Annotated in this window: 23 protein-coding genes; 8 read left to right on the forward strand and 15 right to left on the reverse strand. The window is 63.5% G+C overall.

Annotated elements, in window-relative coordinates; genetic code table 11:
* Nucleotides 1-11: 11 nt before the first annotated feature.
* The 6 genes from AAE027_RS20105 to AAE027_RS20130 are packed head-to-tail and all read right to left on the reverse strand — an operon-like array spanning nt 12 to nt 7,879.
* Nucleotides 12-563, reverse strand: a complete 552-nt coding sequence (locus tag AAE027_RS20105; protein ID WP_370988542.1) for a nitrous oxide reductase accessory protein NosL — start codon at nt 561-563, stop codon at nt 12-14.
* The gene (locus tag AAE027_RS20110) at nt 560-1,387 is read right to left on the reverse strand and encodes an ABC transporter permease subunit (RefSeq protein WP_370988543.1); all 828 of its coding nucleotides are present in this window, start codon (nt 1,385-1,387) and stop codon (nt 560-562) included. The genes AAE027_RS20105 and AAE027_RS20110 overlap by 4 nt, the downstream gene beginning before the upstream one ends.
* Nucleotides 1,384-2,295 carry an ABC transporter ATP-binding protein gene (locus tag AAE027_RS20115; protein WP_370988544.1) on the reverse strand — a complete coding sequence of 304 codons (912 nt, stop codon included), beginning with the start codon at nt 2,293-2,295 and terminating at the stop codon, nt 1,384-1,386. Before AAE027_RS20115 ends, AAE027_RS20110 begins: the two co-directional genes overlap by 4 nt.
* Nucleotides 2,292-3,650 carry a nitrous oxide reductase family maturation protein NosD gene (locus AAE027_RS20120; protein WP_370988546.1) on the reverse strand — a complete coding sequence of 453 codons (1,359 nt, stop codon included), beginning with the start codon at nt 3,648-3,650 and terminating at the stop codon, nt 2,292-2,294. Before AAE027_RS20120 ends, AAE027_RS20115 begins: the two co-directional genes overlap by 4 nt.
* A 13-nt stretch (nt 3,651-3,663) precedes the next feature.
* On the reverse strand, nt 3,664-5,613 hold the full coding sequence (gene nosZ, locus AAE027_RS20125; protein WP_370988547.1) for a TAT-dependent nitrous-oxide reductase: 1,950 nt from the start codon (nt 5,611-5,613) through the stop codon (nt 3,664-3,666).
* A 16-nt stretch (nt 5,614-5,629) separates the two neighbouring features.
* Nucleotides 5,630-7,879, reverse strand: a complete 2,250-nt coding sequence (locus tag AAE027_RS20130) for a 4Fe-4S binding protein (protein ID WP_370988548.1) — start codon at nt 7,877-7,879, stop codon at nt 5,630-5,632.
* 172 nt (nt 7,880-8,051) lie between these two features.
* Here AAE027_RS20130 and AAE027_RS20135 point away from each other — a divergent pair, with 172 nt between their 5' ends.
* Both AAE027_RS20135 and AAE027_RS20140 read left to right on the forward strand, forming a co-directional pair.
* Nucleotides 8,052-8,933 (forward strand): ferritin family protein, encoded by an 882-nt coding sequence (locus AAE027_RS20135; RefSeq protein WP_370988549.1) that lies wholly within the window; start codon nt 8,052-8,054, stop codon nt 8,931-8,933.
* Nucleotides 8,934-9,004: 71 nt separating this feature from the next.
* Nucleotides 9,005-9,265 (forward strand): DUF2249 domain-containing protein, encoded by a 261-nt coding sequence (locus AAE027_RS20140; RefSeq protein ID WP_370988550.1) that lies wholly within the window; start codon nt 9,005-9,007, stop codon nt 9,263-9,265.
* A gap of 41 nt (nt 9,266-9,306) precedes the next feature.
* Here the strand turns inward: AAE027_RS20140 and AAE027_RS20145 are convergent, their stop codons facing one another.
* Nucleotides 9,307-10,134 carry a dienelactone hydrolase family protein gene (locus AAE027_RS20145; RefSeq protein WP_370988551.1) on the reverse strand — a complete coding sequence of 276 codons (828 nt, stop codon included), beginning with the start codon at nt 10,132-10,134 and terminating at the stop codon, nt 9,307-9,309.
* Here AAE027_RS20145 and AAE027_RS20150 point away from each other — a divergent pair.
* Complete coding sequence (locus AAE027_RS20150; RefSeq protein WP_370988552.1) at nt 10,133-11,281, forward strand: GlxA family transcriptional regulator; 1,149 nt, start codon at nt 10,133-10,135, stop codon at nt 11,279-11,281. The two genes, AAE027_RS20145 and AAE027_RS20150, sit on opposite strands and share 2 nt — an antisense overlap.
* A 37-nt stretch (nt 11,282-11,318) precedes the next feature.
* Here AAE027_RS20150 and AAE027_RS20155 read toward each other — a convergent pair whose 3' ends face one another.
* Nucleotides 11,319-12,497, reverse strand: a complete 1,179-nt coding sequence (locus AAE027_RS20155; RefSeq protein ID WP_370988553.1) for an acyl-CoA dehydrogenase family protein — start codon at nt 12,495-12,497, stop codon at nt 11,319-11,321.
* A gap of 192 nt (nt 12,498-12,689) precedes the next feature.
* On the opposite strand from AAE027_RS20155, the gene AAE027_RS20160 reads away from it, so the two are divergent.
* Nucleotides 12,690-13,346, forward strand: a complete 657-nt coding sequence (locus AAE027_RS20160) for a MarR family winged helix-turn-helix transcriptional regulator (protein ID WP_370988554.1) — start codon at nt 12,690-12,692, stop codon at nt 13,344-13,346.
* 3 nt (nt 13,347-13,349) lie between these two features.
* Here the strand turns inward: AAE027_RS20160 and AAE027_RS20165 are convergent, their stop codons facing one another.
* Genes AAE027_RS20165 through AAE027_RS20195 form a run of 7 tightly spaced genes read right to left on the reverse strand, consistent with a single transcriptional unit; the run spans nt 13,350 to nt 20,731 of the window.
* Entirely contained in the window at nt 13,350-14,975 is a 1,626-nt protein-coding gene (locus tag AAE027_RS20165; protein WP_370988555.1) for an ATP-dependent acyl-CoA ligase, read from the reverse strand.
* Between the two features lie 43 nt (nt 14,976-15,018).
* Nucleotides 15,019-16,176 carry an ABC transporter substrate-binding protein gene (locus tag AAE027_RS20170; protein WP_370988556.1) on the reverse strand — a complete coding sequence of 386 codons (1,158 nt, stop codon included), beginning with the start codon at nt 16,174-16,176 and terminating at the stop codon, nt 15,019-15,021.
* 56 nt (nt 16,177-16,232) lie between these two features.
* A complete protein-coding gene (locus tag AAE027_RS20175) occupies nt 16,233-17,015 on the reverse strand; it encodes a cyclase family protein (RefSeq protein ID WP_370988557.1) in 783 nt (260 codons plus the stop codon).
* A 33-nt stretch (nt 17,016-17,048) separates the two neighbouring features.
* Nucleotides 17,049-18,290 (reverse strand): SDR family NAD(P)-dependent oxidoreductase, encoded by a 1,242-nt coding sequence (locus AAE027_RS20180; RefSeq protein WP_370988558.1) that lies wholly within the window; start codon nt 18,288-18,290, stop codon nt 17,049-17,051.
* Nucleotides 18,287-19,465, reverse strand: a complete 1,179-nt coding sequence (locus AAE027_RS20185; RefSeq protein WP_370988559.1) for a thiolase family protein — start codon at nt 19,463-19,465, stop codon at nt 18,287-18,289. The genes AAE027_RS20180 and AAE027_RS20185 overlap by 4 nt, the downstream gene beginning before the upstream one ends.
* Before the next feature lie 25 nt (nt 19,466-19,490).
* The gene (locus tag AAE027_RS20190) at nt 19,491-19,919 is read right to left on the reverse strand and encodes an organic hydroperoxide resistance protein (RefSeq protein WP_370988560.1); all 429 of its coding nucleotides are present in this window, start codon (nt 19,917-19,919) and stop codon (nt 19,491-19,493) included.
* A 29-nt stretch (nt 19,920-19,948) separates the two neighbouring features.
* On the reverse strand, nt 19,949-20,731 hold the full coding sequence (locus AAE027_RS20195) for an aspartate/glutamate racemase family protein (protein ID WP_370988561.1): 783 nt from the start codon (nt 20,729-20,731) through the stop codon (nt 19,949-19,951).
* A 554-nt stretch (nt 20,732-21,285) separates the two neighbouring features.
* Between AAE027_RS20195 and AAE027_RS20200 the strand changes: the two genes are divergently transcribed.
* From AAE027_RS20200 to AAE027_RS20215, 4 genes are read left to right on the forward strand one after another with little or no spacing between them, the layout of a single operon-like run.
* Nucleotides 21,286-22,434, forward strand: a complete 1,149-nt coding sequence (locus tag AAE027_RS20200) for an ABC transporter substrate-binding protein (RefSeq protein WP_370988562.1) — start codon at nt 21,286-21,288, stop codon at nt 22,432-22,434.
* A gap of 45 nt (nt 22,435-22,479) precedes the next feature.
* Nucleotides 22,480-23,523, forward strand: a complete 1,044-nt coding sequence (locus AAE027_RS20205) for a branched-chain amino acid ABC transporter permease (protein WP_370988563.1) — start codon at nt 22,480-22,482, stop codon at nt 23,521-23,523.
* Nucleotides 23,520-25,289, forward strand: a complete 1,770-nt coding sequence (locus AAE027_RS20210) for a branched-chain amino acid ABC transporter ATP-binding protein/permease (protein WP_370988564.1) — start codon at nt 23,520-23,522, stop codon at nt 25,287-25,289. The genes AAE027_RS20205 and AAE027_RS20210 overlap by 4 nt, the downstream gene beginning before the upstream one ends.
* Before the next feature lie 5 nt (nt 25,290-25,294).
* Nucleotides 25,295-25,999, forward strand: coding sequence for an ABC transporter ATP-binding protein (locus AAE027_RS20215; protein WP_370988695.1), 705 nt, complete (start codon nt 25,295-25,297; stop codon nt 25,997-25,999).
* Nucleotides 26,000-26,125: the final 126 nt, after the last annotated feature.

Here is a 26,125-nt window from a genome sequence, read left to right on the forward strand (position 1 = left end):
CATCGAGGTCCTCAGTTTAGCCTGGCATCGCTGCGATCATGTTCGGCGGCCCCGCCCGCCGTGTCGCTGCCCAGGACATAAGTGCCGGGAATTTCCGCGAACGTCACCACCCGACCGCCGTTCTCGGCTGCGAAGCCATCAGCCGCGGCCCGGTTGCCGAACGGCACTGCTTCCGCCGCTCCCATGCCGCCCCGCTTCCGGCTTTCGATCACGAAAAACGCGGTCCGCGCATCAATCCAGTTCGTTGGGCCGAGCTCCTCCCAACTCGAAGCGCGCGCCATGTCCGAGACATAGATCGCGCGGATGTCACGCGGCTGATCCGACATCAACGTGAACGCCACGGTATCGCGGACGGAAGTGAACCAGAACGGATCGATGCGGCCCGACGTGATAATCTGCCCCTTGGGTCCGGGATGCTCCATCAGATTCATGCCGCAAAAGACGCCCATCGCATCGCGCGTGAGAGGAAGCGGCGGCGGCACGTTGGTGTTCGCTGCGTTCGGATTGCAGCCAACGAGAAACAGCGCCGCGATGATGATCGCACCGGCGGATCTTCGAGTCATAGCTCCCTCCGTGCGAAGAAGGTCGTCGCAATCCCGAGCGGCGCCACGATCCAGACCAACAGGCCGAGCAATAACGCCGTAATGCCGGTCGTCGCCGTTCCGGACAACCCGGCCATGCCGGAAAATTGGCTCACGTTGAATCCCGTGAGATTCGCCAACCGGTAAAGATCGGTGGGATTGAGAAACAGAAGCCATTCGAGCGTCGTCGCCGAGATGATTCGCCCCTGGTCGACCACCAGCATGCCAAGCAATGCCATATCGAACACCAGCACCATCAGGAGCCAGATGCCGACAGAAAGGCCTGCCGCCGTGCCGCGGTCGCGAACCAGGCTGCTGATCAGATAACCAATTGCCACGAATATGGCCCCCAGCATGATCGACGTCCCGAGCATCGAAGCAAAAGCGTACCAGCTCGCCGCCAGCACGGAGGCGCCGGTGATCGCGAGCGCAGCAGCCGCCGCGCCGTAACCGAGGATCGTCGCGAAAGCGAGGATCAGGACATGCCCGCAGAACTTACCGAGGATGACCTGGCTGCGGCCTACCGGATAACTCAACAGCAGGATCATCGTGCCCCGCTCCATTTCACCGACCACAGCATCGTGCGAGATCAGCAGCGCGATCAGCGGCAACAGAAAAATCGTCAGGCTGGACAGGCTGACAACCACCACGTCGAGGGCGCCGGCACCGACATTGCCCGTGGGCGCGCTGCCGAGGAACGTCAGCGACAAGGCAAGGGCCGCCAGCAGAAGCGTGGTCGCCAATACCCAGCGGTTCCGCAAGCCTTCCTGGATTTCCTTGAAGGCGATGATCCCGACTGTCCTCACGCGGCCTTCTCCTGCGTGTTGAGGAAATGTGCGTATAGATCGTCGAGGGTCGGAGCCGCGATTTCAATGTTCCTGACACGGGGATCGCCCGCTACCGCGCGCAACAGATCCATCTTTCCCTTCTCGTCAGCCACCAACACGGTCTTGCGGCCCGAAGCCGAGACAGTTTCATCCGCGATCGGGGCGGCAATTTCTTCATCCGCGCCGACCGCCAGATCGAGCGAGACCCGGATCGGCAACTGCGAGAGTGAGCGCAATTCGGCCAACGTGCCTTGAGCGACCAGCCGCCCGCGATTCATGATCAGCACGTGCTCCGCGCGATCTTCGAGTTCGTTGAGCGCGTGGGACGAGATCAGGACGGTGGCGCCGCCATCGCGCAATTCGTTGAGAATCTCGTAGAACGTTTGCCGGAGCGCTGGATCGAGGCCCGTGGTCGGCTCATCCAGCAACAGCACGCGTGGTTGTCCAAGCAACGCCTGGGCCAGACCCAGTCGCTGCCGCATGCCCTTGGAATAAGTCCCGACGCGGCGATCGGCTGCATCGCTCAGTCCGACGCGGTCGAGCAGCGCCCAAGCCGAGACTGGCTTGATCCGCTTCAGACGGGCATAGAACGCCAGCGTTTCGCGTCCCGTGAGGGCTGCGTTGAACGCGACGTTTTCGGGAAGATAGCCAAGCAGCCGGCGTTCGGAGAATTCGCCCGCCGCCGGATCCTGCCCCATCACGCGAATTTCGCCGCGGTCGGACCGGATCAAGCCCAGCATCAATTTGATCAGCGTGGTCTTGCCGGCGCCGTTGTGGCCGACCAGCGCGCTCAGCCGCCCGGGCACGAGAGAGAACGAGACGTCACGCAGCGCGCGCACCTTGCGATAGTTCTTGTCGACACCGGTCACGGACACGGTAACGGTCATCTGGAGCTCCATTCGGGCGAAGGCTTCGGCGGTGGCGCGACCAGAGGATGGCTATCGACGACGCCGCCGGGATAGAGAGCCGGAAACTGCGCCTGCGCCCAGCGCAGCACTTGCACCGCGGGGCTGTTGATCAAGACCTTGGCGGATGGCGCCGTCCACAGCACGCGATCGACCAGATCGTTGGGCCGATAAGCTGTGTCAGCAATGCCATCACCGTTCAGGTCGAATGCCGGGTTATCGCTCCAGTAATTGCCGCTGCCACCCTTCGACCAGTCGAGATCACGTGTGCCGACATATTTGACCTGGTTGCGATTGCCGACGAAGGCATTGCCCGCAATCTCGTTGCCTTCCGAGCCGGCGGTGAAGTGGACGCCGATGCCGCAACGTTCGAACCAGTTGTTGCGGAACCTGTTGTGGTTGGTGTTGTAGATGAACACGCATTTTTCCGGTCCGCTGCGGACGTCCCGGGTTGGCCTTATGTCGGGCACCATCTCCTTCTCGTCATCCGGACCTTGGCTGCCGACTGCGACGTTGTCCAGCGATCCGCCAACGACCCGGTTGCCGTCGATCTCGGCATAATTGGCGTAGTTGAACAGTATCCCGTAGTCACGATCGCGATCCGATACATTATTGCGGACCACAAGTCGGTTCGAATACATGATGGCGTAGCCAACCGTATTGCGCACTGAAACGTTGCCGCGGACCTCGCTGTCGTTGGTGTACATGTAGTGAACCGCGAAGCGCACCTGTTCGAAACGGTTGTTGATGAAGTGGTCCTTGCGACTACTGATCGTGAAGATGCCGTCTCGGCCGTAGCGGAAGGTGTTTTCCGCGATGGTGACGTCGGGCGCGTTCCAGACCGACACGCCATTCCCGCTCTCGCTGCGGCGCCCCTCGCGCAATCCTTCGATGACGTTGCGCTCGACACGCGAGCCTGCCGCGCCGTGAACGTAGATGCCGAACAGGTTCCCTTCGAGGCGGTTGTTCTCGATGATCGCACGCTCCGCAGTCTTCTCGAGAAAGATCCCTGAATTCATGGCCTGGAGATCGCGACCGGATTCCCTAATGGTGAGGCCGCGGATGGTGACCCCCGGCGCGGTCACGGTAATGACATTGCCGGACCTGCCACCGCTGAGCACCGCACCGGGCTCCCCGGCCAGGATAAGGCGCCGGTCAATCCTGACCCGCCCCTCGTAAACGCCGGGTCCCAGCTTGACGACGTCGCCTTCCTGTGCACGGTCCAGTACCGCTTGGAGCGGCTGATCCGCAAAGGCTCTCAGCTCCGCCGCGGTGGCGGAGCCAAAGGCCCCGGCGGCGCAGATCGCCGCCGGGATGAGTCGTGGCAAAACACGCACGCGCTGTTCTCGCTCAGACCATCTTCGGTTCGACGAACATGCGGCCCTTCATCTCCATATGCATGGCATGACAGAACCACGAGCAGTAATACCAGTAGACGCCGGGCTTATCTGCCGTGAACGACACCGAGGCGGTCGCCATTGGCGCAACCTCCATCTGGATGCCGTAGTTCACGATGCAGAAACCGTGGGTCAGGTCCTCTACGGCGTCGATATTCGTGACGTACACGGTCACCTGATCGCCCTGCTTGACTTGGAATTGGTCGAGGCCGAACGCCGGCGCCGTCGACGTCATGTAGACGCGGACCGTGGTGCCGTCGCGGATGACCTTGGAGTCGGCTTCGAGATTGATCCCGTCGGCCTTCGCCTGCTTCACTGCGTCCGCGAACATCGGGTCGGCCCGGTCCCAGATCGAGATCGGGTTGATCTTGGAGCGATGGACGATGGTGGCGTCGTGCGGCTCGGCAAAGCTCGGACCGTCATGGATGAGAACCATCTTGTCGCCTGATATGTCGATCAACTGATCGTTCTCCGGCTTCAGCGGACCGACATTGAGGAAGCGGTCCTTGGAGAACTTATTCAGGGAGATCAGCCACTTTCCGTCGGCCTCCTTGGTCTGGCCCATGGAAGAATGGTTGTGACCGGGCTGATAGTGAACGTCGAGCTTCTGGATGATGGGATCGACCTTTTCCCCCTTGAAGGCGCGTTTTGCGAGCTCGATGTTCCACTTGCAGACCTGGCTGTCGAGGAACAGTGTCGTGTAGGCGTTGCCTTTGCCGTCGTAGGCGGTATGCAGCGGCCCGAGACCGAGTTCGGGTTCGGCTACGACCACGTCGCGCGGCTTGATCTTGTCGTCGAACAACTGGTCGAACAGCCTGACATCCATGACCGTGACGGTCGGCGACAGCTTCCCGGCCGCGACGATGTGGATTCCGTCGGGTGCGGTGTTCATGCCGTGCGGATTATTCGAGACCGGAACGTAGCGCGTGTAAGGCGAACCCTTCCGGCCGTCGATCACTGGCACGCCGTTCATTTCCTTGAAGTCGCCCTTTTTGACCGCCTCCTCGATCCGCTTAAGGTTGAAGATCACGACCCAATCCTGTTCGTTGGCGGTCATCTCGGCCAAGGTGACACCTTCCTCCGCGTTGTAGCAGGTAGAGAACGCGTATTTGCCCTGATAGTCGGCATCGACGTTGTCGAGATTGCCGTCGACGATCACCTGCCACGCAACCTTCATGGTGTCACTGTCCAGCGCCGTGAAGATCGCACGATAATCTTTCGGCTTGTCGAGCACCTTGCCGTCGTTCGGGAGCGGCACGCCATCCTCGCCGTTACAGAACACGTATCCGGTGCGGGGATATTTTTGCAGCCGCAGGCCATGGACCGTATGCTGGTTCGGCAGCTCGATGATCTTGTCGCACTTCATGACGTCGAGGCGCACGCGTGCGACCCGGGTGTTGGCCTTGTCGTTCATGAACGCGTATCGGCCGTCATAGGTACCGTCGGTGAACGTGATGTGCGGATGATGCAGATCGCCGTTCATGAACGTGCCGCCGCGGCTCTTGAGCAATTCGCGCGTCGCAGGCTGCAGCCCTTCGGTCAGCACCTTAAGGCTCTCGTTGGTCTGTCCCCATCCGGTGGCACTACAGCGGTTGAAGACGGGAACGCGCATCAGTTCGCGCATCGAGGGCAAACCGACGATGCGCATTTCGCCGGACTGGCCGCTGGAGAAGAACACGTAATATTCGTCGAGTTCGCCCGGAGCCACCTCGGCCTTCTGCACCGCCGGACGCGCCGCCGGCGCCTTTGGTGCCGACTTGGTCTGAGCGTCCGCCGCCGTGACGAGGCCGAGGCCGTCGCTCGACAGGCCAACTCCGCCCGCAATACCGACGCCAGCGGCCGCAGCCGTTGTCCCTAGCAAAGTGCGCCGGCTGACGGGTTTTCCATTTTCGTTGTCGCTCATGGTGGCCTCCTGGGCTTCAGTTTGGTGGTGGGGTAATGGCTTCTGCGCGCGGCAGCCCGACCGGCTTGCCGCCCGCAGTGATTATGGTTTGCGGTCCCTTGCCGCCGCTGCGCATCGACGACGACGACAGCGCTTCACGCTTCTCGCGCTTCAGCCGCACCTGAATCATGTGCGGGCAGCGGTGATCGTCGAAGTAGAGCTCCTGGCAATGCATGCAGTAGATGCATTCATTGACGTTGATGTGCCCCTCAGGATGGATCGCCTGCACCGGGCATTCGTTGGCGCAGCGCTGGCAAGGCGAGCCGCATTCCGGCCAGCGGCGCAGCCATTCGAACATGCGGATACGCCCCGGAATCGCCAGCGCAGCGCCAAGCGGGCACATGTAGCGACAGAAAAATCGCTCGACGAACAATCCGGCCGACAGAAGCGTCAGCGCGTAGACGGCGAACGGCCATTCGCGCGCGAACTTCAGGACGATCGCTGTCTTGAAGGGCTCGACTTCCGCGAGCTGTTCGGCAAACGCGGTCGAGTACAGCGACATCCCGAACAGGCCCAGGAAGATGATGTATTTGAGTGGCCATAGCCGCTCGTGAAGACCCCATGGCAATCGATATTGCGGAATCTTGACCGCCTGCGCGACGTTGTTGAGCAGCTCCTGCAACGCACCGAACGGACAGAGCCAGCCGCAGAACGGACCGCGCCCCCAGAACAGAAGCCCGGCGGCGATCGAGCACCACAGCAGGAAGATCAGCGGCGCGGACAGGAAGTATTCCCAGCTGAACCCGGTCAACAATGAATTGGCGAACGTCAGGACGTTGACGACCGAAAGCTGCGCGTTCGCGTACCAGCCGAGCCACACGAGAATGAACGCCAGGTAGACCCGGCGTACCCAGGTATAGACTTTCGGGCGGCGCACCAGCTGATTCTGGAAGAAGAAGATGAGCGTGAGCGCACCAAGCGCGAAGGCCGCCATGGCGACCTTGACGATGTTGCCTCGCCAGATCTTCATCCACAGCGGTTCGTCTTCGTTTGGTCCTGCTGTCTCGCGCCGTTCGGTCGCCGATGCGGGCGTTCGGTCCGGCGAGGTGCCTTGGCCTTGCGCCGCCGGCTCGCGCTTCACGTAAACATCAGGCAATGCATATCCCAGCTCGAAGGTCACCCATGCCTTGTCGCGCGCGCCCACGACGCGCTGCACGAGCAGTTGCAATATCCATTGTTCGGTCGGATCGAAACTGAACTCAGCCGGCACGACAAAAAGCGCGATCTCGGGAAAATCGGGCGCGCCCTCGGCCTCGAGGCTTCCCAGCCGGGTGTGGTCGCGATCGCGGAAACGGATGCTGTTGGTATCCTGGATCAATTCGATCCGGTCGAAGATCCCGCCGCGAACGTAAGCGGCGCCCTTGAAGGAATAACGGCCCGCCCCCGCGACGACGAGCGCCTGCTGGCCCGGCTTGAGCCTTCCGGTCAGGCGATTGTATCCGTCGTTCCCGAGCAGGCTGCGGCCGATGGTCGGCACCGCAACGTCGGCGACATAAAGGTCGATGAACGTGTCGCTGGGGTCGCCTTCTTCCGGATGGGCTGCCGCGGCCGCGTTGTCGGACTTCTCGAAAGCCTGATTGATATCGGCAAGAGAGAGGGTCAGGCGGCGAACGGAGCCGTCACCGACCAGGCTCTGCCAATCGCGGATCTCGCTCTTGCCGGGATCAATCGCCCTGATGGCTTGAGGCGCGGGGCCGGCCGGCGCAAGGCCCTGGGCACCGAGACGACCGCTCTTGATGATCTTCGTTGCGGATCGGAGGATGCTGTCCCCCATCACCAGAACGGTGACCGTCGCGCCACTGACGATGTCCACCTGCGGCGCGGTCGCCGCTCCGCGGACGACGGGCTCCATATCGGTACCGATCAATTTCTTGACCGCTTCCAGGATGCGTCTTTCCGGAATACCCACGAGAACGATGGGCTCCTTGTGCTCGACCAGCTTCAGGCCGGTGAGCACGCCCTTCGGGTTGATTCCGACCAGGATCTGGATCGGCTTGCCCGAATAGCCAGTTGCGTTGGCGAAGTCCGAATTCAGGTAGACGAACCCAAGGAGCTGGTCGTCCTTGTAGGCTGGAGCAATCGCTGGATCGCCTTGCGGCACTCCGAGCCGGTTCGCATCGGGAATCAGTTCTCCCGGCTCCGCCTTCGGCAGGTAGTCATTCAATCTGCCAGTAGCATCGGCCGGACAGCCGAAGCCGATCCAGCCGAGAACGGCCAGGGCCAGCACCAGGAACAGTCTGATACCAAAGAGTTTTAGCAAGCGCGCCGCTTTCAGTTAGCAGAACGCCGTTGTTCTGAATCGCTCCTCTTGTAACAGCGCGAGCGGGTCCACCTTTGCGCTACCTCAAACAGACGCGGCGCGGACAAGGCCATGCTCCACGGTGTGATTGGAACCCAAGATGCGCAGTGAACCCCTGTTGGCAGCAGAGCCGCCCGCTTCTGTCCGGAACGTCGGCGAGCTCTATGCGATTGCGTTTACTCAGGCCGAAGAGGCTGCGCAGCGTTATGGCAAGCTTGCCGCAACCGGTGACGAGGGCTTCGAACCAGTCCGCTGCGTTTTCGAAGTCCTGAATCAAAGGGAGTTAGAACGCGCCGAAACAATCGAGAAAGCCTGCATCGCAGCCATCGGACGCGGGCCTGCCAGGGCTGATCTCAGGTGGCCACCGATGGATCTGGTTCCCGCGGAAGAGCTGTCCGAGCTTGAGGACTCGCTGCTCGCGACCGCTTATGGCGCATGGGCGCTCGCCGTCCGGCACCGCGAACGAGCCTTCATATTCTGGACATACATCGCAGCGCGCGCCGAAAGCGGGCTTGTGCGGGCAACCGCTGAGAGTCTGGCGCGCGAGGCGTTGCGTGACGGCAATCTGCTTCGCCGCGAGCGCCGGCTGGCGTGGCGGGCCGGCCGAAGGGAATCTCTTGCGGCAGAGGGGACGGCAGTCACTGAGTTCTCATCGGCCGCATTGCTCGAAAGCCTCCTTCTCAGGGGCATCTTTCGATGGTCGCAGTACGCGCCCGCGCCGCAGCGAAGGCGCCTGCTGTCCTTGATTGGAGACGGCTTACAGATTCCGATCGGTGACACCAACGATACTTTTCCGCATTCTGAAACGCTCGACGACATCAAGCGCCGTGTGCTGCGTCTCGCAGAGCAATTGTCCTCGATCTATCTCGATGAAGCCGACAATGCCGTCGACCAGTCGCAATTGGAGCTGGCTCAGCAGCTCGCGGCCCGCTCCATCGCCCGGCTGGCAGACCTTCGCACTATTGCATCCCTTCCTGGATGATGGGTAACGAGCGCCTCCCTGGTTTGCGCAGCAACAAAGACAGATCCGGCATCCGGGGCGATGTTAGGTCCATGAAGCAGCAAATCACCGATCAGTTGACCGCCCCGGGGACGACGATCGACGTTCGAAGCATTCCGCGGACGATGCGCCATCCGTTGATCTTCGACACGTTTGATCAGTTGGCTCCCGGGCAGTTCTTCCATGTCGTGAGTGACCACGACCCGCGTCCGTTGCGCTACCTGTTCGACGTCAGGTATTTCAACATCTTCACTTGGGATTATGTCGAGACGGGTCCGGATATCTGGCGTGTCCGCGTCGGCCGCCCCGGCTGAATGACTCGCGGCGTTGGCCCGGCCGAAATACACGGCGAGCATCAGGTCGATCTGGATTTCAGGCGCTTCTGAAAGAATGCAAGAATCTCGTCCCGGGCTGCGAGAGTGAGCTGACCCGACTCATCGACAAGATGAACTGTGACGACGCTATGAGGCGTCTTGACGAACTGATCGAAGAACGGTGGCTTGGGCCCGGTATTCGCGGCCGTGTCAGGCAAAACGCGACCAATGAAGCGATCGCCGAGCGCGGACTGGTAGGCAGCAAACCGTTCGGCACGGCAGAATGAATCGCCCGCAAACCGGTAGGCAAGGACGGTCAGATCTTCGCGTTCCAGCCTTGAACGGACTTGTGCCAGTTCGTCAGCGGAGCTCTCGATGCCGGCGGGATTGTCCAACGGGAGCGACGGCTGGGACAAGACAGGCGCCAGCAGTACCGGCTCCAGCATCATGTTCAGCGCGAAGTTGCCGGTAAAGCACATGCCGATCGCGCCGACACCCGGCCCGCCGCTCTCGCCATGGGCCAGCCTCGCGAGCGCCCGCAACCAGTTGGATACAGGGCTCGATGATCCGCCCCCGAGCGCTCGAAATTCAGCGCTGACGCACGCGCGCCGAAAAACGCCGGACGCAGTTTCGGCGTCGGGAACATCGCCATCCTTTCCGAAAAGCGACGGCATGTAGACGCAGAAGCCGGCGTCGCGCACCCAGCGAGCGAAACGCGCGACGTGCGGGCTAATGCCTGGCATCTCGGTCATGACGATGACAGCGGGTCCTTGGCCCGCAACGTAGACCGGTTTTGCCGTGCCCTCCAACGCGAGGAGCCGCTGCTCGAAATCGGATAGATCGTCAGGCTTCAGCAGCGCATCGCTCATGTTGTCCTCCGGAAAAGGTTGCGCAAACGGTATTTCCCGGGCATTCATTTCGACAAGTGTCAAAAGTGACATTATTCGGGGCTATTTTGCCATGCCGCTCATTGACGTTCTGGTCCTGGAAGGAGCTTCTGCGGCCAGTGTCGCCATCACCACCGAATTGATCGATGTGGCCAACGGCATTCGTGCAAGGGCCGGACGACTGCCCTGCTTTGACGTCAGAATTTCCGGCTCCGGGGCAAGATGGACAACGCAGCTCGCAAGGCTGCCCGCGAAGGGCGGCGCCAATAGACCCGCAGACGTGGTGATCGTGCCTGGGCTGGCCTGGACGGATGAGCAACTCGTTCGCGAAGGATTGCAGCGACGGGATGCCGAAATGGCCAGGAAGGCTCTACATGCGGCCTTTCAATCCGGAGCTGAAATCGCCAGCTCCTGCTCGGCCGTATTTCTGGTTGCGAGCGCCGGGCTGCTGGATGCCCGCCGCGCAACCACGACCTGGTGGCTCGCACCCTTGTTTCGACAGCTGTTTCCAAGGGTGACTCTCGACACGGATGCGATGGTGTTGACCGACGGGCGCCTAACAACGGCCGGTGCGGCGATGGCTCAATTGGACCTGATGCTTTCGATCATTGCCCGCCATGCAGGACCTGACCTCGCGGACAGCTGCGCGCGGTTTCTCTTGCTGGACCGGAGGCAATCGCAATCCCGCTATATGGCGCTATCCTTCCTCACCGCCGCGGACGAACGCATTTCACGCGCGGAGCGCTGGGCGCGGGCGCGACTGCATCGGACCTTTTCAATCTCCGAACTTGCAACGGCCGCGGGACTGGGTGCGCGCACCTTCGCGCGCCGATGCGAGCGCGCCACCGGGCTTTCGCCGGTGAAATTTGTCCAGAGGTTGCGCGTCGATAAGGCAATTGAGCTTCTGGAAACCACTCGGCTCAGCCTCGATGACATCGCGGAGAAGGTTGGGTATGCCGATCCCTCTACGCTTCGCAAGCTCTTGCACCGGGAGAAGACACCCGGCGCGCGGGCCTCGCGTGCCGCGCGCAAGCGGGACAATGGCGCTGCGCCCTCCAGGACGCGTGCAGCCCGACGACCTGACCGACCGGCGGCGCCCAAACGCAAGCGAGCGCTGGATGTATCGTGATGACCGCCGCCGTCACGCTCTGCGCTGAGAGCCCCCGTTAGCGCGGCTTGAGGAGTTCGCGCGCGACGATCAGCTTCTGAACCTCGGTCGCCCCTTCGTAGATGCGAAGCGCGCGGACCTCGCGATACAGGCTCTCGACGATCTCGCCCTTGCGCACACCGCGACCGCCAAACATCTGCACCGCGCGGTCGACGACCCGTTGGGCGGTTTCGGTGGCGGCCAGTTTTGCCATTGCCGCTTCACGCGTGGTGGGAAGCTTCTGAACATCGCGGCGCCACGCGGCACGATAGGTCAGCAGCGCCGCGGCATCCGTTTCAGTGGCCATGTCGCCGAGTGCGGCCTGGGTCAGCTGCAGGTCCGACAGCGTCGTCCCGAACATGCGCCGTGTCTGCGCGTGCAGTCGTGCCTCCTCCAGCGCGCGTCTGGCAAAACCCAGCGCCGCTGCGGCAACCGAGGACCGGAAGATATCGAGGGTCTGCATCGCAATCTTAAATCCGCCGCCGGACGGCCCGATGCGTCGGCTGATCGGGATGCGGCAATTGTCCAGACGCAGCGTTGCGAGCGGATGCGGCGCGATGATGTCGATGCGCTCGGCCACGCTGAAGCCGGGATCATCGGGAAACACTGCGAAGGCGGAGATGCCGCGCGCGCCAGGCGCCTCCCCGGTTCGCGCGAACAGCGTGTAGACGTCGGCGATCCCGCCATTCGAGATCCAGGTCTTCTCGCCTTCCAGAACGTAGCTGTCGCCGTCCTCGCGCGCCGTGCACGTCATGGCCGCCACATCCGAGCCCGCCGCCTGCTCCGAAAGCGCAAAGGCAGCCAGCCATTCGCCGGAACGGACTTTCGGCAGCACGGCGTTTCGCAGCTCCGCCGAGCCGGCAAGCGCGATGGCGCCGGATCCGAGGCCTTGCATTGCAAAGGCGAAATCGGCGAGACCATCGGCATAGGCCAGCGTCTCGCGCGACAGGCAGATCGAGCGGGAATCGATGCTCGCCACGTCACCGTCCGGCGCCGCAACCGCGCAGTCGAGCAGTCCCGCCGCGCCGAGCGCGCGAACGAGCTTGCGGCAGGCGCCATCGACGTCGCTGTGGTCGGCCGCCTGAAGACCACCCTGCGTGACGAAGCGGTCGAGCGCCTCGCAAATTGCGCGATGACGCGGCTCGAAGAACGGCCAATCCAGCCAGTCGCGGGAGATTGTCTTTGCCAGTGAGCTCATCTGTCGCTCCACAAGGTCGATTGCCTGCCGGACGGCCGGCATGTTCTGAGGCGTGCTTGCGCTCAAATCCGCAATGCAGCCGACGCCTCGAATTGTTTTAAGCATAAACTATTTCCTTCCCTGAAGACGTTGTCAAGGCGCCGGTGCACAGACGATGTTCCGGCGCTTTGCCTGGCGGCGTCGACGGGAAACATGGACCAAATCCGGCCCGGATCAGGGGACGCCCTGCTCTTCCGGTCCCGCCTTGAATTTAGTTTTGGCACGAACTATTCTGTTGCGCATCGAATGGAATTGCATTCGCCTTCAACGCGCCATGAGGCTCAGGAGATCGATTTGGCACTCGCAAAGGAGTCCTCGCCGGCGTCCAGCAGGAATGCGGCCGATGCGGAGGCCGAGTACAGGGCTCAGACGCGGCTCTGGCTCCGGCTGCTGGCCTGCACGACCCTGATCGAGGGGGAGTTGCGGCGCCGATTTCGCGAGGAATACGACTTTACGATGCCACGCTTCGACGTTCTCGCTCAACTCGATCGGGAGCCGAGCGGATTGGTGCTGGGGGAACTGCCCAAGCGCCTGATGGTTTCGGCCGGCAACCTGACGCCGATCGTCGATCGCCTGGTCGAGGATGGATATATCACCCGGACGCCGTCAAATCTGGACCGGCGCGTGCAGATCGTCTGCATGACGGTCGAGGGCCGAAAGACCTTCAGGCGGATGGCGAAGAGTCACGGCGCCTGGCTCGCCGAATTGCTGGCCGAATTCCCGATCGACCGTCTCGACGGGCTCGTCGGCGCGCTCGACGACGTGAAGAGCGCCGTGAGGGACGCTCTGCAGCATCGCGAGCGGACGTGATGCTCAGCGCCGGACTCGAATGCCGGCGGCTTCGCGGTCCCAGGTATCCGTCGACACACCGGCCTGTTGCAGCGCGCCCTTCTTGATCTTGCCGTTCTCCGTCAGCGGCATCTCGCTCACGATGCGGACATAGCGCGGGATTGCGAAATAGGCGATCTGCCCCTCGCAATGCCTGATGATGTCGGCGGGCTCCAGCGACTGCCCCTGCTCCAGCAAGATCGCGGCCGCAACCTCATCCTCGCCCAGTTCGGACGGCAGCGGGTAGATCGCGCACGCAGCGACCGCCGGATGGGCAAGGATGATCTGCTCGACCTCCCAGGAGGACACGTTCTCGCCGCGCCGGCGGATCGAATCCTTCATGCGATCAACGAAGCGATAATGTCCATCCGCGTCGCGGACGACGCGATCGCCGGAATGAAACCAGAGATTTCGCCACGCTTCGACCGTCTTCTCCGGCATGCCGAAATATCCGGTGGCGAACGCAAACGGCTCCTTGGCGCGCAGGACGAGTTCCCCCGCCTGTCCGTCAGGCAGCTCTGAATCGTTTTCGTCGACGATGCGGGCCTCGAAGCCTCCGGCCAGATATCCCATGGTCCCCGGACGGTCGGAGGGGATGGCGCCTGCGAACACGAAATTCGTCTCCGTCGACCCATAGCCGTCAACCAGCGGCACGCCGAACCGCTCGAGAAACGGCCGATGGATCTGCGGCGGCACGCCCCCACCCAAGGCGACGCGAACGCGATGAGCAGTATCGTCCTCCCTCCGAGGCTGGGCCAGGAGCATGGACGCCATGGCACCGAGCAGGTAACCCACGCTCGCATTGTGGGCTCGCGCGGCGGCCCAGAAACCTGAAGCGGAGAATTTTTGCTCGAGCACGTAAGTGCATCCGTTCAGCACGGCCTGATAGAATGCATTGAGCGCGTTGGTGTGGAACAACGGCAAGGTCGTGAACAGCACGTCGCCCTCGCGAATGCCGAGTGCCCGCGCCGAGCAGATGCCCCACCAGAACAGCTGAGCTTGTGGACAGCACACGCCCTTGGCCGGCCCCGTGGTGCCGGAGGTGTAGAGGATGGCAACGGTATCCCCCGGCCGCACGGCACCAGCCGGCGCCATGGATGCGGGCGCGGGCAACGGCACCGCTGCGATCCGTGGCGCCTCCGCGATCTGATCGATCGTCCATACGAGCGGCGGCAGATCGGCCTCGGTGCCAACGGTCTCGAGTGCGGCCAGAAACCCGGCCTCGGCGACGAGGAGCGCAGGATGCGAGTTGCGGAAGATATGGGCGAGCTGGCGCCCCCGCAGCGCCGTGTTGATCGGCACCGTGATAGCGCCGAGCCAGGCGCAGCCGAGATAGACTTGAAGAAACTGCGGCCGGTTCGAGCACATCAACGCGACCCGGTCTCCCGGTTTGATGCCGGCCTCGATCAACGTCTGCGCCGATGCAGCCGCTATCGCCGCAGTCTGCGCATAGGTCCAGCGCGTCTGCCCAGCAACCAGCAGAACGCGATCGCCATAGCGCTCCGCCTGCCGAGCGAGGATGGTCGCGAGCACGCGGTCGCAAGGTGGAAACAGCCCGACCGCACGCGCCCAGGCCGGCGCTTCCTGCTGCCGCCCGGCGTCATCCCGCATGCAATGCTCCGTCAAATCCCGGCTCGACCAGACCCGCCCGACGTCAAGGCAGGAGCTTGTACTTCCCGTCCTCGATCTGAACGAGGACGCGCGAACGTGCATCGACGCCGTGCCGATCCACCGGCGTGAAATTGTAGATTGCCTGCGTGCCGACGACTTCCTTGGTGGTGAACAAGGCCTGGCGCAGCGCGCTGCGGAATTCCGGCGAGCCCGGCTTGGCACCGGTTGCCAATGCGCGCTTGGCAGCGTCGACGAAGACCATCCAGCCATCGAACGAGTAGGAGGAGAACCCGTCGGTCGGCTGCTCGCCGTTCGCCTTCTCGTAAGCCGCCCGGTAGGCCAAGGCGACCTTCTGAATCGGATTGCTCGACGGAAGCTGTTCGGCCGCGATCACCGGCCCGGTGGGGCAGATGATGCCGTTGGCGGTCTTGCCGGCGAGGCGAAGGAAATCGGCGCTAATCATCCCGTTGTTGCCGTAGAGCGGCCCCTTGTATCCGCGCTCGGACAAGGCGATGGCGGGCAGCGCACCCGGCGTTCCGGTGCCGCCGAGCATGATGGCGTCGGGGCGGGCCGCAAGCGCGCGCAGCACCTGCGCAGTCACCGACGAGTCGGATCTGGCGTAGCGTTCGTTGGCAATGACCTTGATCTCCGCCGCCTTGGCGCTCTGCGACAGCGAGTCATACAGGAGATCGCCGAGCGCATCCGAAAACCCGATGAACGCGACTGTCTTCAAGCCGCGCGCCTTCATGTGATCAACGACGCCCTGGACCAGGAGCGGCATCGGCTGCGGGGTCTGCACGACCCACGGGCCGCCCTCGCCAGCCGGAACCGATGCGATCGGAGAGACAGCGATCATCGGCACTTTCATCTCGATCGCGGCGGTCGCCATCGCCAGCGTCTGCGGCGCCCCCGACGTCCCCATCAGGATGTCGACCTTCTCCTGCTCGACGAGCTTGCGCGCGTTGCGCGCCGAAGCGGTGGCATCGGAGGCGTCGTCGAGCTGGATGAGACGCACCTTCTCGCCGCCGATCTCGCCGACATACGTCTCTCCCGCGGCGATCCCCTTCGCGTTCGGAATGCCGATCGAGGATACCGGCCCGCTGAGACCGGTGACGAAGCCGACGAGGATGTCGGCTCGCGCTCCTTGAGGGACGGCCAAAAGCAGCAGCGCGGAGCCGAGCAGTGATTTCATCGAGATCATGGCACCTGTCTTTCGTTTCGTGTGTATCGATGTCGGGCAGGCGCCATGCGCGCGTTTCACGTCGAGGAGACCAGCGCGATCACGCGCAGCGGACTGCCCGAACCGTTTTTGATCTTCAGCGGAGAGGCCACGATGATCGCCCCAGTGGCGGGGAGCTGATCCAGGTTACACAGGCACTGCAGGCCGTAGCGGCCCGCGCCGTGGAGAAAGTGATGCGCGGGATAAGGCGGCTCGAAATGCCCGGCCTGTCCTGCATCGGTGCCGATCGTCTCGGTGCCGAAACCGATAATGCCGCGCTCCTCCACCAGCCATTTCATCACGGCCGCGTTCGGGCCCGGCGTGTGAGCGCCGTCATCTCGGAGGTTGGAATAGTCGCGCCACCCCTTCTTCGACCAGTCGGTCCGCAGCAGCACCCAGTGCCGGTAAGGAATCCGTCCGTGCTGGGCCTCCCAGGCCTCGACGATCGGCACCGTGAGCACGAAGTCCGGATTCTGCGCCGCCTGCGCGGAGCAGTCGATGACGCAGGCGGGCGCGATCATATCTTTGGCCGGCATGGTATCGACCGCATTGTTGGCGAGATCCTTGCCGGTGAACCAGTGAATCGGCGCGTCGAAATGCGTGCCGGTATGCTCACCGAAGGTCACATTATTCCAGTACCAGGCCGGACCGCGCGAGTCATAACGTGAAATCTCCTGGATGCGCACCGGCGCCGCCTGGCCGAATTCGGGCGGCAACACGATCACCGGAAAGTCGGGGCTGAGCGTGAAGCTCAGATCAATGACGCGCACCGCGTCCGAAGCGATCGCACCCGCCAGTTCCAGAAGAGCCCTGCCTTGCATCGTCGCGTCCTCCAGCTTGATCGAATTGGCCGTTCAGCGGTCGAGCTCGCGCTCGAGTGCTTTTGGATTGGCCGCAAGGCGCTGCCGGATCTCCTCGGCGACGTCTCCGACATACATCTCTTCAAGTCCGCCCCTGAGCCCAGCGATGACTGCCTGCGCGACGGCGCGCGGCGCCACCTTCGGCGGAGGCACGGTCTGAAACCACTCGGTGTCGACTGGCCCCGTGAAGACGTTCATCAACTTGATGCCGCCGGGCCGGAGTTCGGCGCGAAGACAATGCGAAAGCGACAGGCACGCGGCCTGCGAGGCGGAGTAAGCGCCGAAGGCGGGCCAGTTCGCCAACGCATGGACGGAGAGGATGTTGACCCAGGCGACGCTGTTGTTGATGCCGTCCGCGCCCCGCATCCGCATGACGGGCCCGAAGGCCTGCGCGAGATTGATGAAGCCGAGATAGGCCTGGTCGATCTCGTCGCGTGCAATGCTGGTGCCCTTGCGGTCCAATAGGCCACCGGGCCTCACATACTCCGTCGTATTCACGAGAATGTCGACCTTGCCGCCGATGTCGGCGGCGAGATCGCCGGCTGACTTTTCATCGGCGGCGTCGAGGGGCACGAGTTCGATGCCGTCCTGCCCTCGCAACAGCTCTTCGCCGGCAAACGGCCGCCACCGCTCCGCGATGCCGACGAACACCGTCTTGGTCCCCGCGGCCTTCAACGCCAAGGCAGCTTCCCGGCCGATAGCGCTGCGGCCGTTGGTCACGAGCACGCGTCGAAACTTGGGATCGGCGGTCATTTCACGCCACTGCCTGTCGTCAGCCATGTTGGGGGTCTCCCCTTCGGGTCGGGCAAAGGCCACCGCCTGACCGCTCTTGTCGAGCTGGAACGACATGCGGACGGGAGCGCCTTCGATACAGTCGGCATGGAGATGCGCCACGATGGTCGGCCCGCAATCCATCTTGACGAGGCCGACGCGCCAGGGTGCCCGCTCGCGGAAATAGACGTCACTCGGCACGCGCGCAGTGGTTTCGGCAAGCAGCAAGCCGCGAGCCGGCGCGTCGACGAAAGCGAGCGCAGCCGACAGGCATGAGGGGCACGCCTCTCGCGCCGGATAGGTAAAGGTGCCGCAGCCCTGGCAGCGCTGGAGCATGAAGCGCCCTTCGGCGGCGGCGCGCGTAAAGCCCTGCGACGTCCTGCTGCGCGCGCGCGGCGGCGCAGTCGGCAGGCGCGTCCGCAGCAGCGGATTCTTGCGCCGTGGCGGTTCGATCGGATCGATCATCGCGAAGGCCCGGCAAAGATCGCGGCGCCGGAGGCAAGTCCGCGATCATAGTTGATCATACCGAAGCCCGAGGCCAGGCCGAGGCTTGCATCCCTGACCTGTGTCGGGCCCGCAACTCCCAGAACCTGCCGCAGCCCTTCGACGAGACCGAGATAGGCGCCGGCTGCTCCGGCCTGTCCGACCGAGAGTTGTCCGCCGGATGTGTTGTGCGGAAAGTCCCCGTCGATGGTGAGATCGTGCTGGCGCACGAACTCGGCTCCCTCGCCCTTCCCGCAGAAGCCAAGATCCTCGAACTGCATCATCGAGATGACGGGATAATCGTCGTAGGTCTGGACGATGTCCAGATCGTCGGGCCTGACGCCGGCCATCGCATAGAGCTCACCGACATCCATCGCCCAACCGCCGCGAACCTGCATCGGATCATCGGCAAAGGCATTGTGCCGCTCGATCGTCGACAGCAGCCTTGCCGCCGGCAGCCGCAGCGAGGCGGCCGTATCCTCCCGCATCACGAGGAAGGCCTCGGCGCCGGCGCAAGGCATCACGCAGTCGAACAGATGAATGGGATCGGAGATGGGGCGCGCCGCCAAATATTGCTCGATCGACAATGGCGTCTTCATCAGCGCGTGCGGATTGCGCAAGGCGTTGGCGCGTTGGGCGACCGCGATCCTGCCGACGTCCTCACGCGTGACTCCGAAACTCCGCATGTAGTTGCGTGCGATGAGAGCGAAGCTCGAATTCGCGCCGCCCGCGCCGTAAGGATAGACCGCATCCTGATTGAAGCGGGAGAAATTCTCGAGCGTCAAGCGGAAGGAATCGACGTGGTTGGTGTCGCCGGCGATGCACGCCACGATATCGGCATCGCGCGCCTGAACCGCGCGTGCCGCCTTTCGCAGCGCGGCGATGGCGCTGGCGCCACCGAGCGGAATCGTATCCAACCATCGCACGCAGAGTCCGAAATGCTGCGTCAGGCCGATGCCGCTGTCCGTGCCCATGGTGAAACTGGAGACACACAGACCATCGATATCGGCGACCTTGATGCCGGACTCGACGACGAGCGAGCGCAAGGCGCGACCTATCCACCACTGCGCGCTTTCGATGGAGTAGCGCACATAGGGTATCGTAACGGGAGCTGCCATCACGATGCCGTCATAGGGTATGCGCAGCGAATTCGTCACCGGCCGCCTGTCCTGTCCATCCGCCTCAGACCACCGTCAGCTTCACGTCGATATTGCCGCGCGTCGCGTTCGAATAGGGACAGCGTTCGTGCGCGCCCGCAACAATGCCTTCCGCCACCGACGTCTCGACACCGGGCAGCCTGACCTTCAGCTCGACGGCGAGCGCATAACCGACCGGCACTGGCCCCATCGCGACCTTCGCCGTCACCGAAGGCTCCGCGGCCGGCACGACCTTCCTGGTGCGCGCGACGAGCTTGACCGCTCCAAGAAAGCACGCGGCGTAGCCGGCTGCAAAGAGCTGCTCCGGGTTCGTGCCCTCGCCTCCGGGGCCACCCAGCGATTTCGGCAACGACAGCGACACCGATAGCGATCCGTCGGAGCTCGCTGCCTTGCCGTCGCGGCCTCCGGTGGCCGTGACTTCGGTTTCGTATAGGATCTTCCCAGGCGTCATCATGTCGTCTTCTCCAAACGCTGCAGCGGGCCCTAGCGTCGGTTGCGCGCGAGCATCGCGCGGAAATCGTCACGAGCAAGCGCGCTGGCGCGCTTGAAGCTCGGCCCACGGCTCGGCTCGGTACCGTTGAGGCGCCTGAGCTGCACCCACATCTCGGCGCTCTTCAGCGCCACCGCGGCGCAGTTGACCACCGGAGCATGCCCAACCTTGAGACCATGCTCCCGGCCGATCAGCAGGCCCGGCAGCACGCCGGCGGGAATCACGACATCGGCACCGCGCTCGACGAGCGGCAGCGCGCAGGCGACGAAATCCTCAATCATGCGCCGGTGCGCGGCTTGATCGCCCGCGAAGGCATCTGCGAAATCCTCGGGCTTGCAGTCCAGGCCCGTCACGTGAACGACGCGATCGCCAAGGCCATAACGCTCGGCCTGCTCGTAGTGCCAGACCTCGAAGACGGTATCGAGCGTAACGAGGCCGAGCCGCCGACCAAGCTGCGAGGCGGCAAGCAGCGTCGCCTCACCGGTCCCGATCACGGGAATATCGAGCGTCGCGCGAAGCTCGTACAGACCGGGATCCTGGAAGTGACCCATGACGAATGCATCGAAGCCTTGCTCCTCCGCCGCGATACCATTGTCGATCGCCTGCACGGCGCAGCGCAGTTCAGCAAGACGTCCGAACTCCCGGTCCGGCGGCGAAATTCCCTCGACATGGACCGTCGTGCCCGGCGCAGCGATGTTGTTGAGATACTCGGACAGCAGCGCCATGTACGGCGCGTTCAGGCTCGCATCAACGAAGCTCTGCCAGAAGATGCGCATCGTCCTTCTCCTCGAACGGGTATGGGAGGATCGGTCGCGGGACTGTCGACGCGAATATTTCAACCATAAACTAATTGGCGCGTCAAATGTGTGCGGCGCATCGAAGATTATGGTCCGAGGCGCCACGGCCGCCGCGCCCATTTCGCGCGAACAGGAAGCGCGAGTTTTGGCTGCCGGTGCCGGAATTGTATGCAACAGCATTTTTTTGAAGACAGCCGCCCCATGCTGTTGACGCCTCCTCGGAATATACTTTAGGCTTTAAGTAATACTTCGCCCGGCCGGCTCTGGCGGCGGGACAATGAGTTGCAGGGCACCGTTCTTGAGAGACTCGATTGTGTGGACAGTCTTCGAACTTGAACGACGCGCGACAGAGCGCGGCTGCGCTAACCTGCAGCGGCAAGCCCGGGCATGATTGCGCTGCCCGCAAGGCAAGGTCTTTTCAGTCGCGCCGACATTCGGCGCTGCAGCATCGCTTTCGATCCATTCGTTCGAAGTTCGGGCTCAGGCCCGGCAGCATCCAGTCACTCACATTCCCATCGAAGCAGGAGAAGGCAATGCGCAAGACCGTGAGCTTACTTGCACTTGTGGCTGGAATCGTCGTCGCACCGGCCGCGCAGGCCGACATCACCATCGGCTTTGTCACCTCGCTGAGTGGCAACGGCTCCTCGATCGGGATCCCCTACGGGCGCGGCATCAACGCGGCCTACGAATACAGGAAGTCGGTCAATGGCGAGACCATTCGCCTGATCCAGCTCGACGACGGCTCCGATCCGTCGGCTGCGACGCGCAACGCCCGCAAGCTGGTGGAAGAAGAGAAGGTGGACCTGCTGATCGGCACCGCAACCGCGCCATCGACGATCGCCATGGCGGCAGTGGCGAGCGAATTGAAGGTGCCGATGATCGCGGTCTCGCCGATCGTCAAGCTGCCCGATACGCCGGAGCAGTGGGTGGTCTCGGTACCGCAGCCGGCTTCGCTGCTCGTCAAGATCATCGCCGATCGCATGAAGCGCGATGGCAAGAAGAATATCGGCTATATCGGCTTCTCGGATGCATGGGGCGACCTCGTCTACAACGGCGCCAAGGCAGCTGAGGCGACTGACGACCTCAAGATCCAGACGAATGAGCGCTATGCCCGCACCGACACTTCGGTCACCGCGCAGATCCTCAAGGTGATGGCTGTGCGGCCCGATGCCGTGCTGATCGGAGGCTCCGGCACGCAAGGTGCGCTGCCGCTGCTCAGCCTTGCCGAGCGCGGCTTCAAGGGCAACACCTACGGCACGGTGGCGCTGGTCAATCCGGACTTCGTCAACGTGGGCGGCAAGGCGGCGGACGGAATTCAAGTCTCGGCCGGGCCCGTGATCGTCGCCGAACAGCTGCCCGACGAGCACTTCGCCAAGAAGATCGCGCTGGATTTTCGCAGCGTCTACCAGAAGACCCACAACATTCCGACCACGGACGGTTTCTCGGCCTATTCCTTCGACGCCTGGCTGATCTTCGCCAACGCGGCCGAGCGGGCGCTCAAGACCGCGAAACCCGGCACGGCCGAATTCCGCGCTGCCCTGCGCGATGCGATCCTCAGCACCAAGGAGCTTCCGGGCGTGCATGCCGTCTACAACTTCAAGCCGGGCGCCGTGACTGGCGTCGACGAGCGCTCCCTCGTCGTCGTTCGCCTCACCGGCGGCGCCTGGAAGTACGCGCCGTAAAGAAGGATCAAGGGGGCGGACAACTGGAAGGGGGATAGCGTCTCAATGACGAGCGATATCGCGGCCATACTTGCGATCGACGGTATCGCCACCGGCGCGGTCTATGCGCTCGTGGCGATCGGGACCGTGCTCATATTCACCGTGACGCGGGTCATCTTCGTCCCCTTTGGCGACATCGCGGCCTTCACTGCGCTGACGCTCGCGGCGCTCGATGCGAAGCGCTTTCCGGGGACGGGCGCGCTGGTCGTGGTGCTGGCCTGCCTCGCAACCTTCATTGAGATCGTTTCGTTGACGCGCTCCGGCGAGCTTCGTCTCGCTCCGCGCGCCCTGCTCTTCTATCTCGTACTCCCCTTGGCTGTGGTCGGCAGCACCTGGCTTGCCATGCGCCTCGATCCGCCCCTCGCCATCAGGCTCGTGCTCGCACTGATGCTGATCACGCCGATCTCTCCGCTACTCGACCGCATCGTGTTCCGCCCGATCGCCGACGGCACGGTGCTGCTGCTGCTGACGGTGTCGGTGGCCCTGCATTTTGCGCTGGTGGGGCTGGGCCTGTTGTTCTTCGGCCCCGAAGGGGTCCGCACTGAGCCGCTGACCTCCCTCTCGATGGAGCTCGCCGGCGTGCTGATCTCGGGTCAGACCATGCTGATCGTCATCGCAGCGCTCGTGTTCAGTGGCCTGCTCTATCTCTTGTTCGACTTCTCGCTGGTCGGCAAATCCCTGCGCGCCACCGCCGTGAACCGGACCGGCTCGCGATTGATGGGAATACGACCGGCGCGCGCCGGCACGATCGCCTATCTGCTCGGCTCTCTCATGGCCGGCGTATCGGGCATCCTGATCGCGCCCGTCAACACGGTGTTCTACGATTCCGGCTTCCTGATTGGCCTCAAGGCGTTCGTCGGCGCCATCATCGGCAGCATGACGAGCTATCCGGGCGCGGCGATCGGCGCCGTCGGCGTCGGCATCCTCGAAAGCTTCGCATCCTTCGAGAGCAGCGCACTGAAGGACGTCATCGTGTTCTCGCTGCTGATCCCGGTCCTGATCTGGCGATCCCTCGCATCGCTGCATTCCGAGGAGGAGATCGAGGAATGACGCGCCTTCACGTTCAGATCGCCGCTGGCGCCGCCGTCCTGTGCCTCGCTGCGGCTCCCTTCGTCCTCGGCCCGTTCAGCATCACCTTAATGAACTACATCGGCATCTATTCGCTGGTCGCCATCGGGCTCGCGCTCCTCACCGGCGTCGGCGGCATCGTGTCGTTCGGACAGGCGGCCTTCGTCGGGGTCGCGGCCTATGCCACCGCCTGGGTCTCGGCATTGAATGGCCATTCGCCCTGGCTCGGCCTGCTGTTCGGTGTGGCCTTGACCTGCGGCGTTGCGACCATTCTCGGTCTCGTCACCCTGCGGCTCCAGGGCCACTTCCTCTCGCTCAGCACCATGGCCTGGGGTCTGGCGATCGGCTTCCTGTTCGGCAATGTCGAGGGGCTCGGCCGGTTCAACGGCATCTCGTCGATCCCGCCGATCAGCTTCGGATCGTTCGCCCTCGTCTCCAGCGCGCAGATCTATTTCCTGATCTGGGGCATCGTGACCGCCATCCTCTTCCTCGGCTACAACCTGCTGGACTCCCGGCTCGGCCGCGCCATGCGCGCCCTGCGCGGCGGCAACACGCTGGTCGAAAGCCTCGGCATCAACGCGTTCCGGATCAAGCTCGTGACTTTCGTGATCGCGGCCTTCCTGGCCTCGCTCTCGGGATGGCTGTACGCCCATATGAGCCGTTTCATCAGCCCGGGTCCGTTCGATGCCGGCATGGGCATCGAATACCTGATGATGTCGATGGTCGGAGGTGCCGGCAGCCTTCTCGGCGGCGTCGTCGGCGCCGCCATCGTGACGCTGCTGAAGAACAGCGTGCAGGACTATCTGCCCTTGATCGCCAAGGGCGCCTCCGGACAGCTCGAGATCGTCGCCTTCTCGGCGCTCTTCATCCTGTTCCTGCAATGGGCCCGACAGGGCATCGTGCCGTTCATCGCGCGCTACCTGCCGAAACTGCAGCATGAGCGGCCGCGGCCGGCATCGCCCCTGCCCCGCCGTTCGCAACCGAAGCCCGGTGAGTTGCTCTTGAAGGTGGACGGCGCCGAGCGCCGGTTCGGCGGCCTGGTCGCCGTCAACAATGTCAGCTTCGAAGTACGCTCGGGTGAAATCCTCGCCGTGATCGGTCCGAACGGAGCCGGCAAGAGCACAATGTTCAATTGCCTGACCGGCGCGCTGCGGGTCAACAAGGGCGAGATCGTCTTTGCCGGACGCCCGATCACACGTGACGAGCAGTCCCGTATCGCCAAGGCGGGGATCGCGCGCACGTTCCAGCACGTCAAGCTGCGGCCGCGCATGAGCCTTTTGGAGAACGTGATGCTCGGCACCTATGGCCGCACCGGCGCGGGGCTGTTCGCCGGAGCCTTCCGGCTCAATCGGCGCGAGGAAGCGAGCGCCCGTCATGAGGCGCTGATGCAGCTCGAACGCGTCGGTCTCGGCGAGAAGCCGTTCGAACTCGCCGGCAACCTGCCGCTCGGAAATCAGCGCATCCTGGAGATCGCGCGCGCGCTTGCCGCAGACCCGACCCTCCTGGTGCTGGACGAGCCCGCGGCAGGCCTGCGCCGCCAGGAGAAGCTCAGGCTGGCCGAGCTGCTGCGCTCGCTCCGGGCCGACCACCTGACCATCCTGATCGTCGAGCACGACATGGAATTCGTGATGTCGCTGGTCGACCGCATCGTCGTGCTGGATTTCGGCTCGAAGCTCTGCGAGGGCGCGCCGGCTGCAATCCGCAGCGACGCTAGGGTGCAAGAGGCATATCTCGGAGGCGTCGCGTGAGCTCGATGTTTTCCCTGTCGGGCGTCACGGTCTGCTATGACAACGTCGAAGCGGTCCGCAACGTCTCGCTGTCGGTCGAGGAAGGGCAAATCGTCACCGTCATCGGCCCGAACGGCGCCGGCAAGACCACGCTGCTGATGGCCGCGATCGGACTGCTCTCCTCGAGAGGCCGCATGATCTTTCAGGGCAGCGATATCGGCAGGATGTCGGTCGAGGATCGCGTCGAGCGCAGATTGTGCCTGGTACCGGAGAAGCGCGAGCTGTTCTCCGACATGTCGGTTGCCGACAATCTCCTGCTGGGCTCCTACAGCCTGCGCGACCGCTCAGGCGTCCAGAAGACGCTCGACGAGGTTTATGACCGCTTTCCCCGGCTGAAGGAGCGGCAGCGCCAGGCCGCCGGCACGCTCTCCGGCGGCGAGCGCCAGATGCTCGCACTCGGACGCGCGCTGATGGCGAGGCCGAAGCTGCTCATGCTCGACGAGCCGAGCCTCGGCCTTGCGCCCCTGATCGTGCGCGAGATCTTCCGCACCATCGCATCGCTGCGCGATCTCGGCGTGTCGATCCTGCTGGTCGAGCAGAACGCCCGCGCGGCGCTGGAGACGGCCGACTACGGCTACGTTCTGGAGACCGGCGAGATCGTGCAGTCAGGACCCGCCAAGGATCTCATCCACGATCCCCGGCTGATCACGGCCTATCTCGGCGGACATTAGCGGCGGCCGCGACCAGGCGCGGCAGAGCTCTGGGGGGCCGCACAACAAAAAGTCGAAAAACAACCCCATGCACAGTAGCCGGTGATCACGATATCAATGGCTTAGCAGAGTGACGCAATATTTTCT

It is taken from the genome of Bradyrhizobium sp. DN3 (assembly GCF_041357655.1).
In the GTDB taxonomy this organism is placed as follows: Bacteria; Pseudomonadota; Alphaproteobacteria; order Rhizobiales; family Xanthobacteraceae; genus Bradyrhizobium.

What these genes read in the sequence shown, in the direction of transcription:
- nosZ (WP_370988547.1), bottom strand. Translation starts at nt 5,613, where the DNA reads ATGAGCGACAACGAAAATGGAAAACCCGTCAGCCGGCGCACTTTGCTA.
- AAE027_RS20215 (WP_370988695.1), top strand. Translation starts at nt 25,295, where the DNA reads ATGTTTTCCCTGTCGGGCGTCACGGTCTGCTATGACAACGTCGAAGCG.
- AAE027_RS20200 (WP_370988562.1), top strand. Translation starts at nt 21,286, where the DNA reads ATGCGCAAGACCGTGAGCTTACTTGCACTTGTGGCTGGAATCGTCGTC.
- AAE027_RS20145 (WP_370988551.1), bottom strand. Translation starts at nt 10,134, where the DNA reads ATGAGCGATGCGCTGCTGAAGCCTGACGATCTATCCGATTTCGAGCAG.
- AAE027_RS20160 (WP_370988554.1), top strand. Translation starts at nt 12,690, where the DNA reads ATGGACCAAATCCGGCCCGGATCAGGGGACGCCCTGCTCTTCCGGTCC.
- AAE027_RS20190 (WP_370988560.1), bottom strand. Translation starts at nt 19,919, where the DNA reads ATGATGACGCCTGGGAAGATCCTATACGAAACCGAAGTCACGGCCACC.
- AAE027_RS20165 (WP_370988555.1), bottom strand. Translation starts at nt 14,975, where the DNA reads ATGCGGGATGACGCCGGGCGGCAGCAGGAAGCGCCGGCCTGGGCGCGT.
- AAE027_RS20210 (WP_370988564.1), top strand. Translation starts at nt 23,520, where the DNA reads ATGACGCGCCTTCACGTTCAGATCGCCGCTGGCGCCGCCGTCCTGTGC.
- AAE027_RS20150 (WP_370988552.1), top strand. Translation starts at nt 10,133, where the DNA reads ATGTTGTCCTCCGGAAAAGGTTGCGCAAACGGTATTTCCCGGGCATTC.
- AAE027_RS20180 (WP_370988558.1), bottom strand. Translation starts at nt 18,290, where the DNA reads ATGATCGATCCGATCGAACCGCCACGGCGCAAGAATCCGCTGCTGCGG.
- AAE027_RS20140 (WP_370988550.1), top strand. Translation starts at nt 9,005, where the DNA reads ATGAAGCAGCAAATCACCGATCAGTTGACCGCCCCGGGGACGACGATC.
- AAE027_RS20155 (WP_370988553.1), bottom strand. Translation starts at nt 12,497, where the DNA reads ATGAGCTCACTGGCAAAGACAATCTCCCGCGACTGGCTGGATTGGCCG.
- AAE027_RS20115 (WP_370988544.1), bottom strand. Translation starts at nt 2,295, where the DNA reads ATGACCGTTACCGTGTCCGTGACCGGTGTCGACAAGAACTATCGCAAG.
- AAE027_RS20175 (WP_370988557.1), bottom strand. Translation starts at nt 17,015, where the DNA reads ATGCAAGGCAGGGCTCTTCTGGAACTGGCGGGTGCGATCGCTTCGGAC.
- AAE027_RS20105 (WP_370988542.1), bottom strand. Translation starts at nt 563, where the DNA reads ATGACTCGAAGATCCGCCGGTGCGATCATCATCGCGGCGCTGTTTCTC.
- AAE027_RS20195 (WP_370988561.1), bottom strand. Translation starts at nt 20,731, where the DNA reads ATGCGCATCTTCTGGCAGAGCTTCGTTGATGCGAGCCTGAACGCGCCG.
- AAE027_RS20135 (WP_370988549.1), top strand. Translation starts at nt 8,052, where the DNA reads ATGCGCAGTGAACCCCTGTTGGCAGCAGAGCCGCCCGCTTCTGTCCGG.
- AAE027_RS20205 (WP_370988563.1), top strand. Translation starts at nt 22,480, where the DNA reads ATGACGAGCGATATCGCGGCCATACTTGCGATCGACGGTATCGCCACC.
- AAE027_RS20170 (WP_370988556.1), bottom strand. Translation starts at nt 16,176, where the DNA reads ATGATCTCGATGAAATCACTGCTCGGCTCCGCGCTGCTGCTTTTGGCC.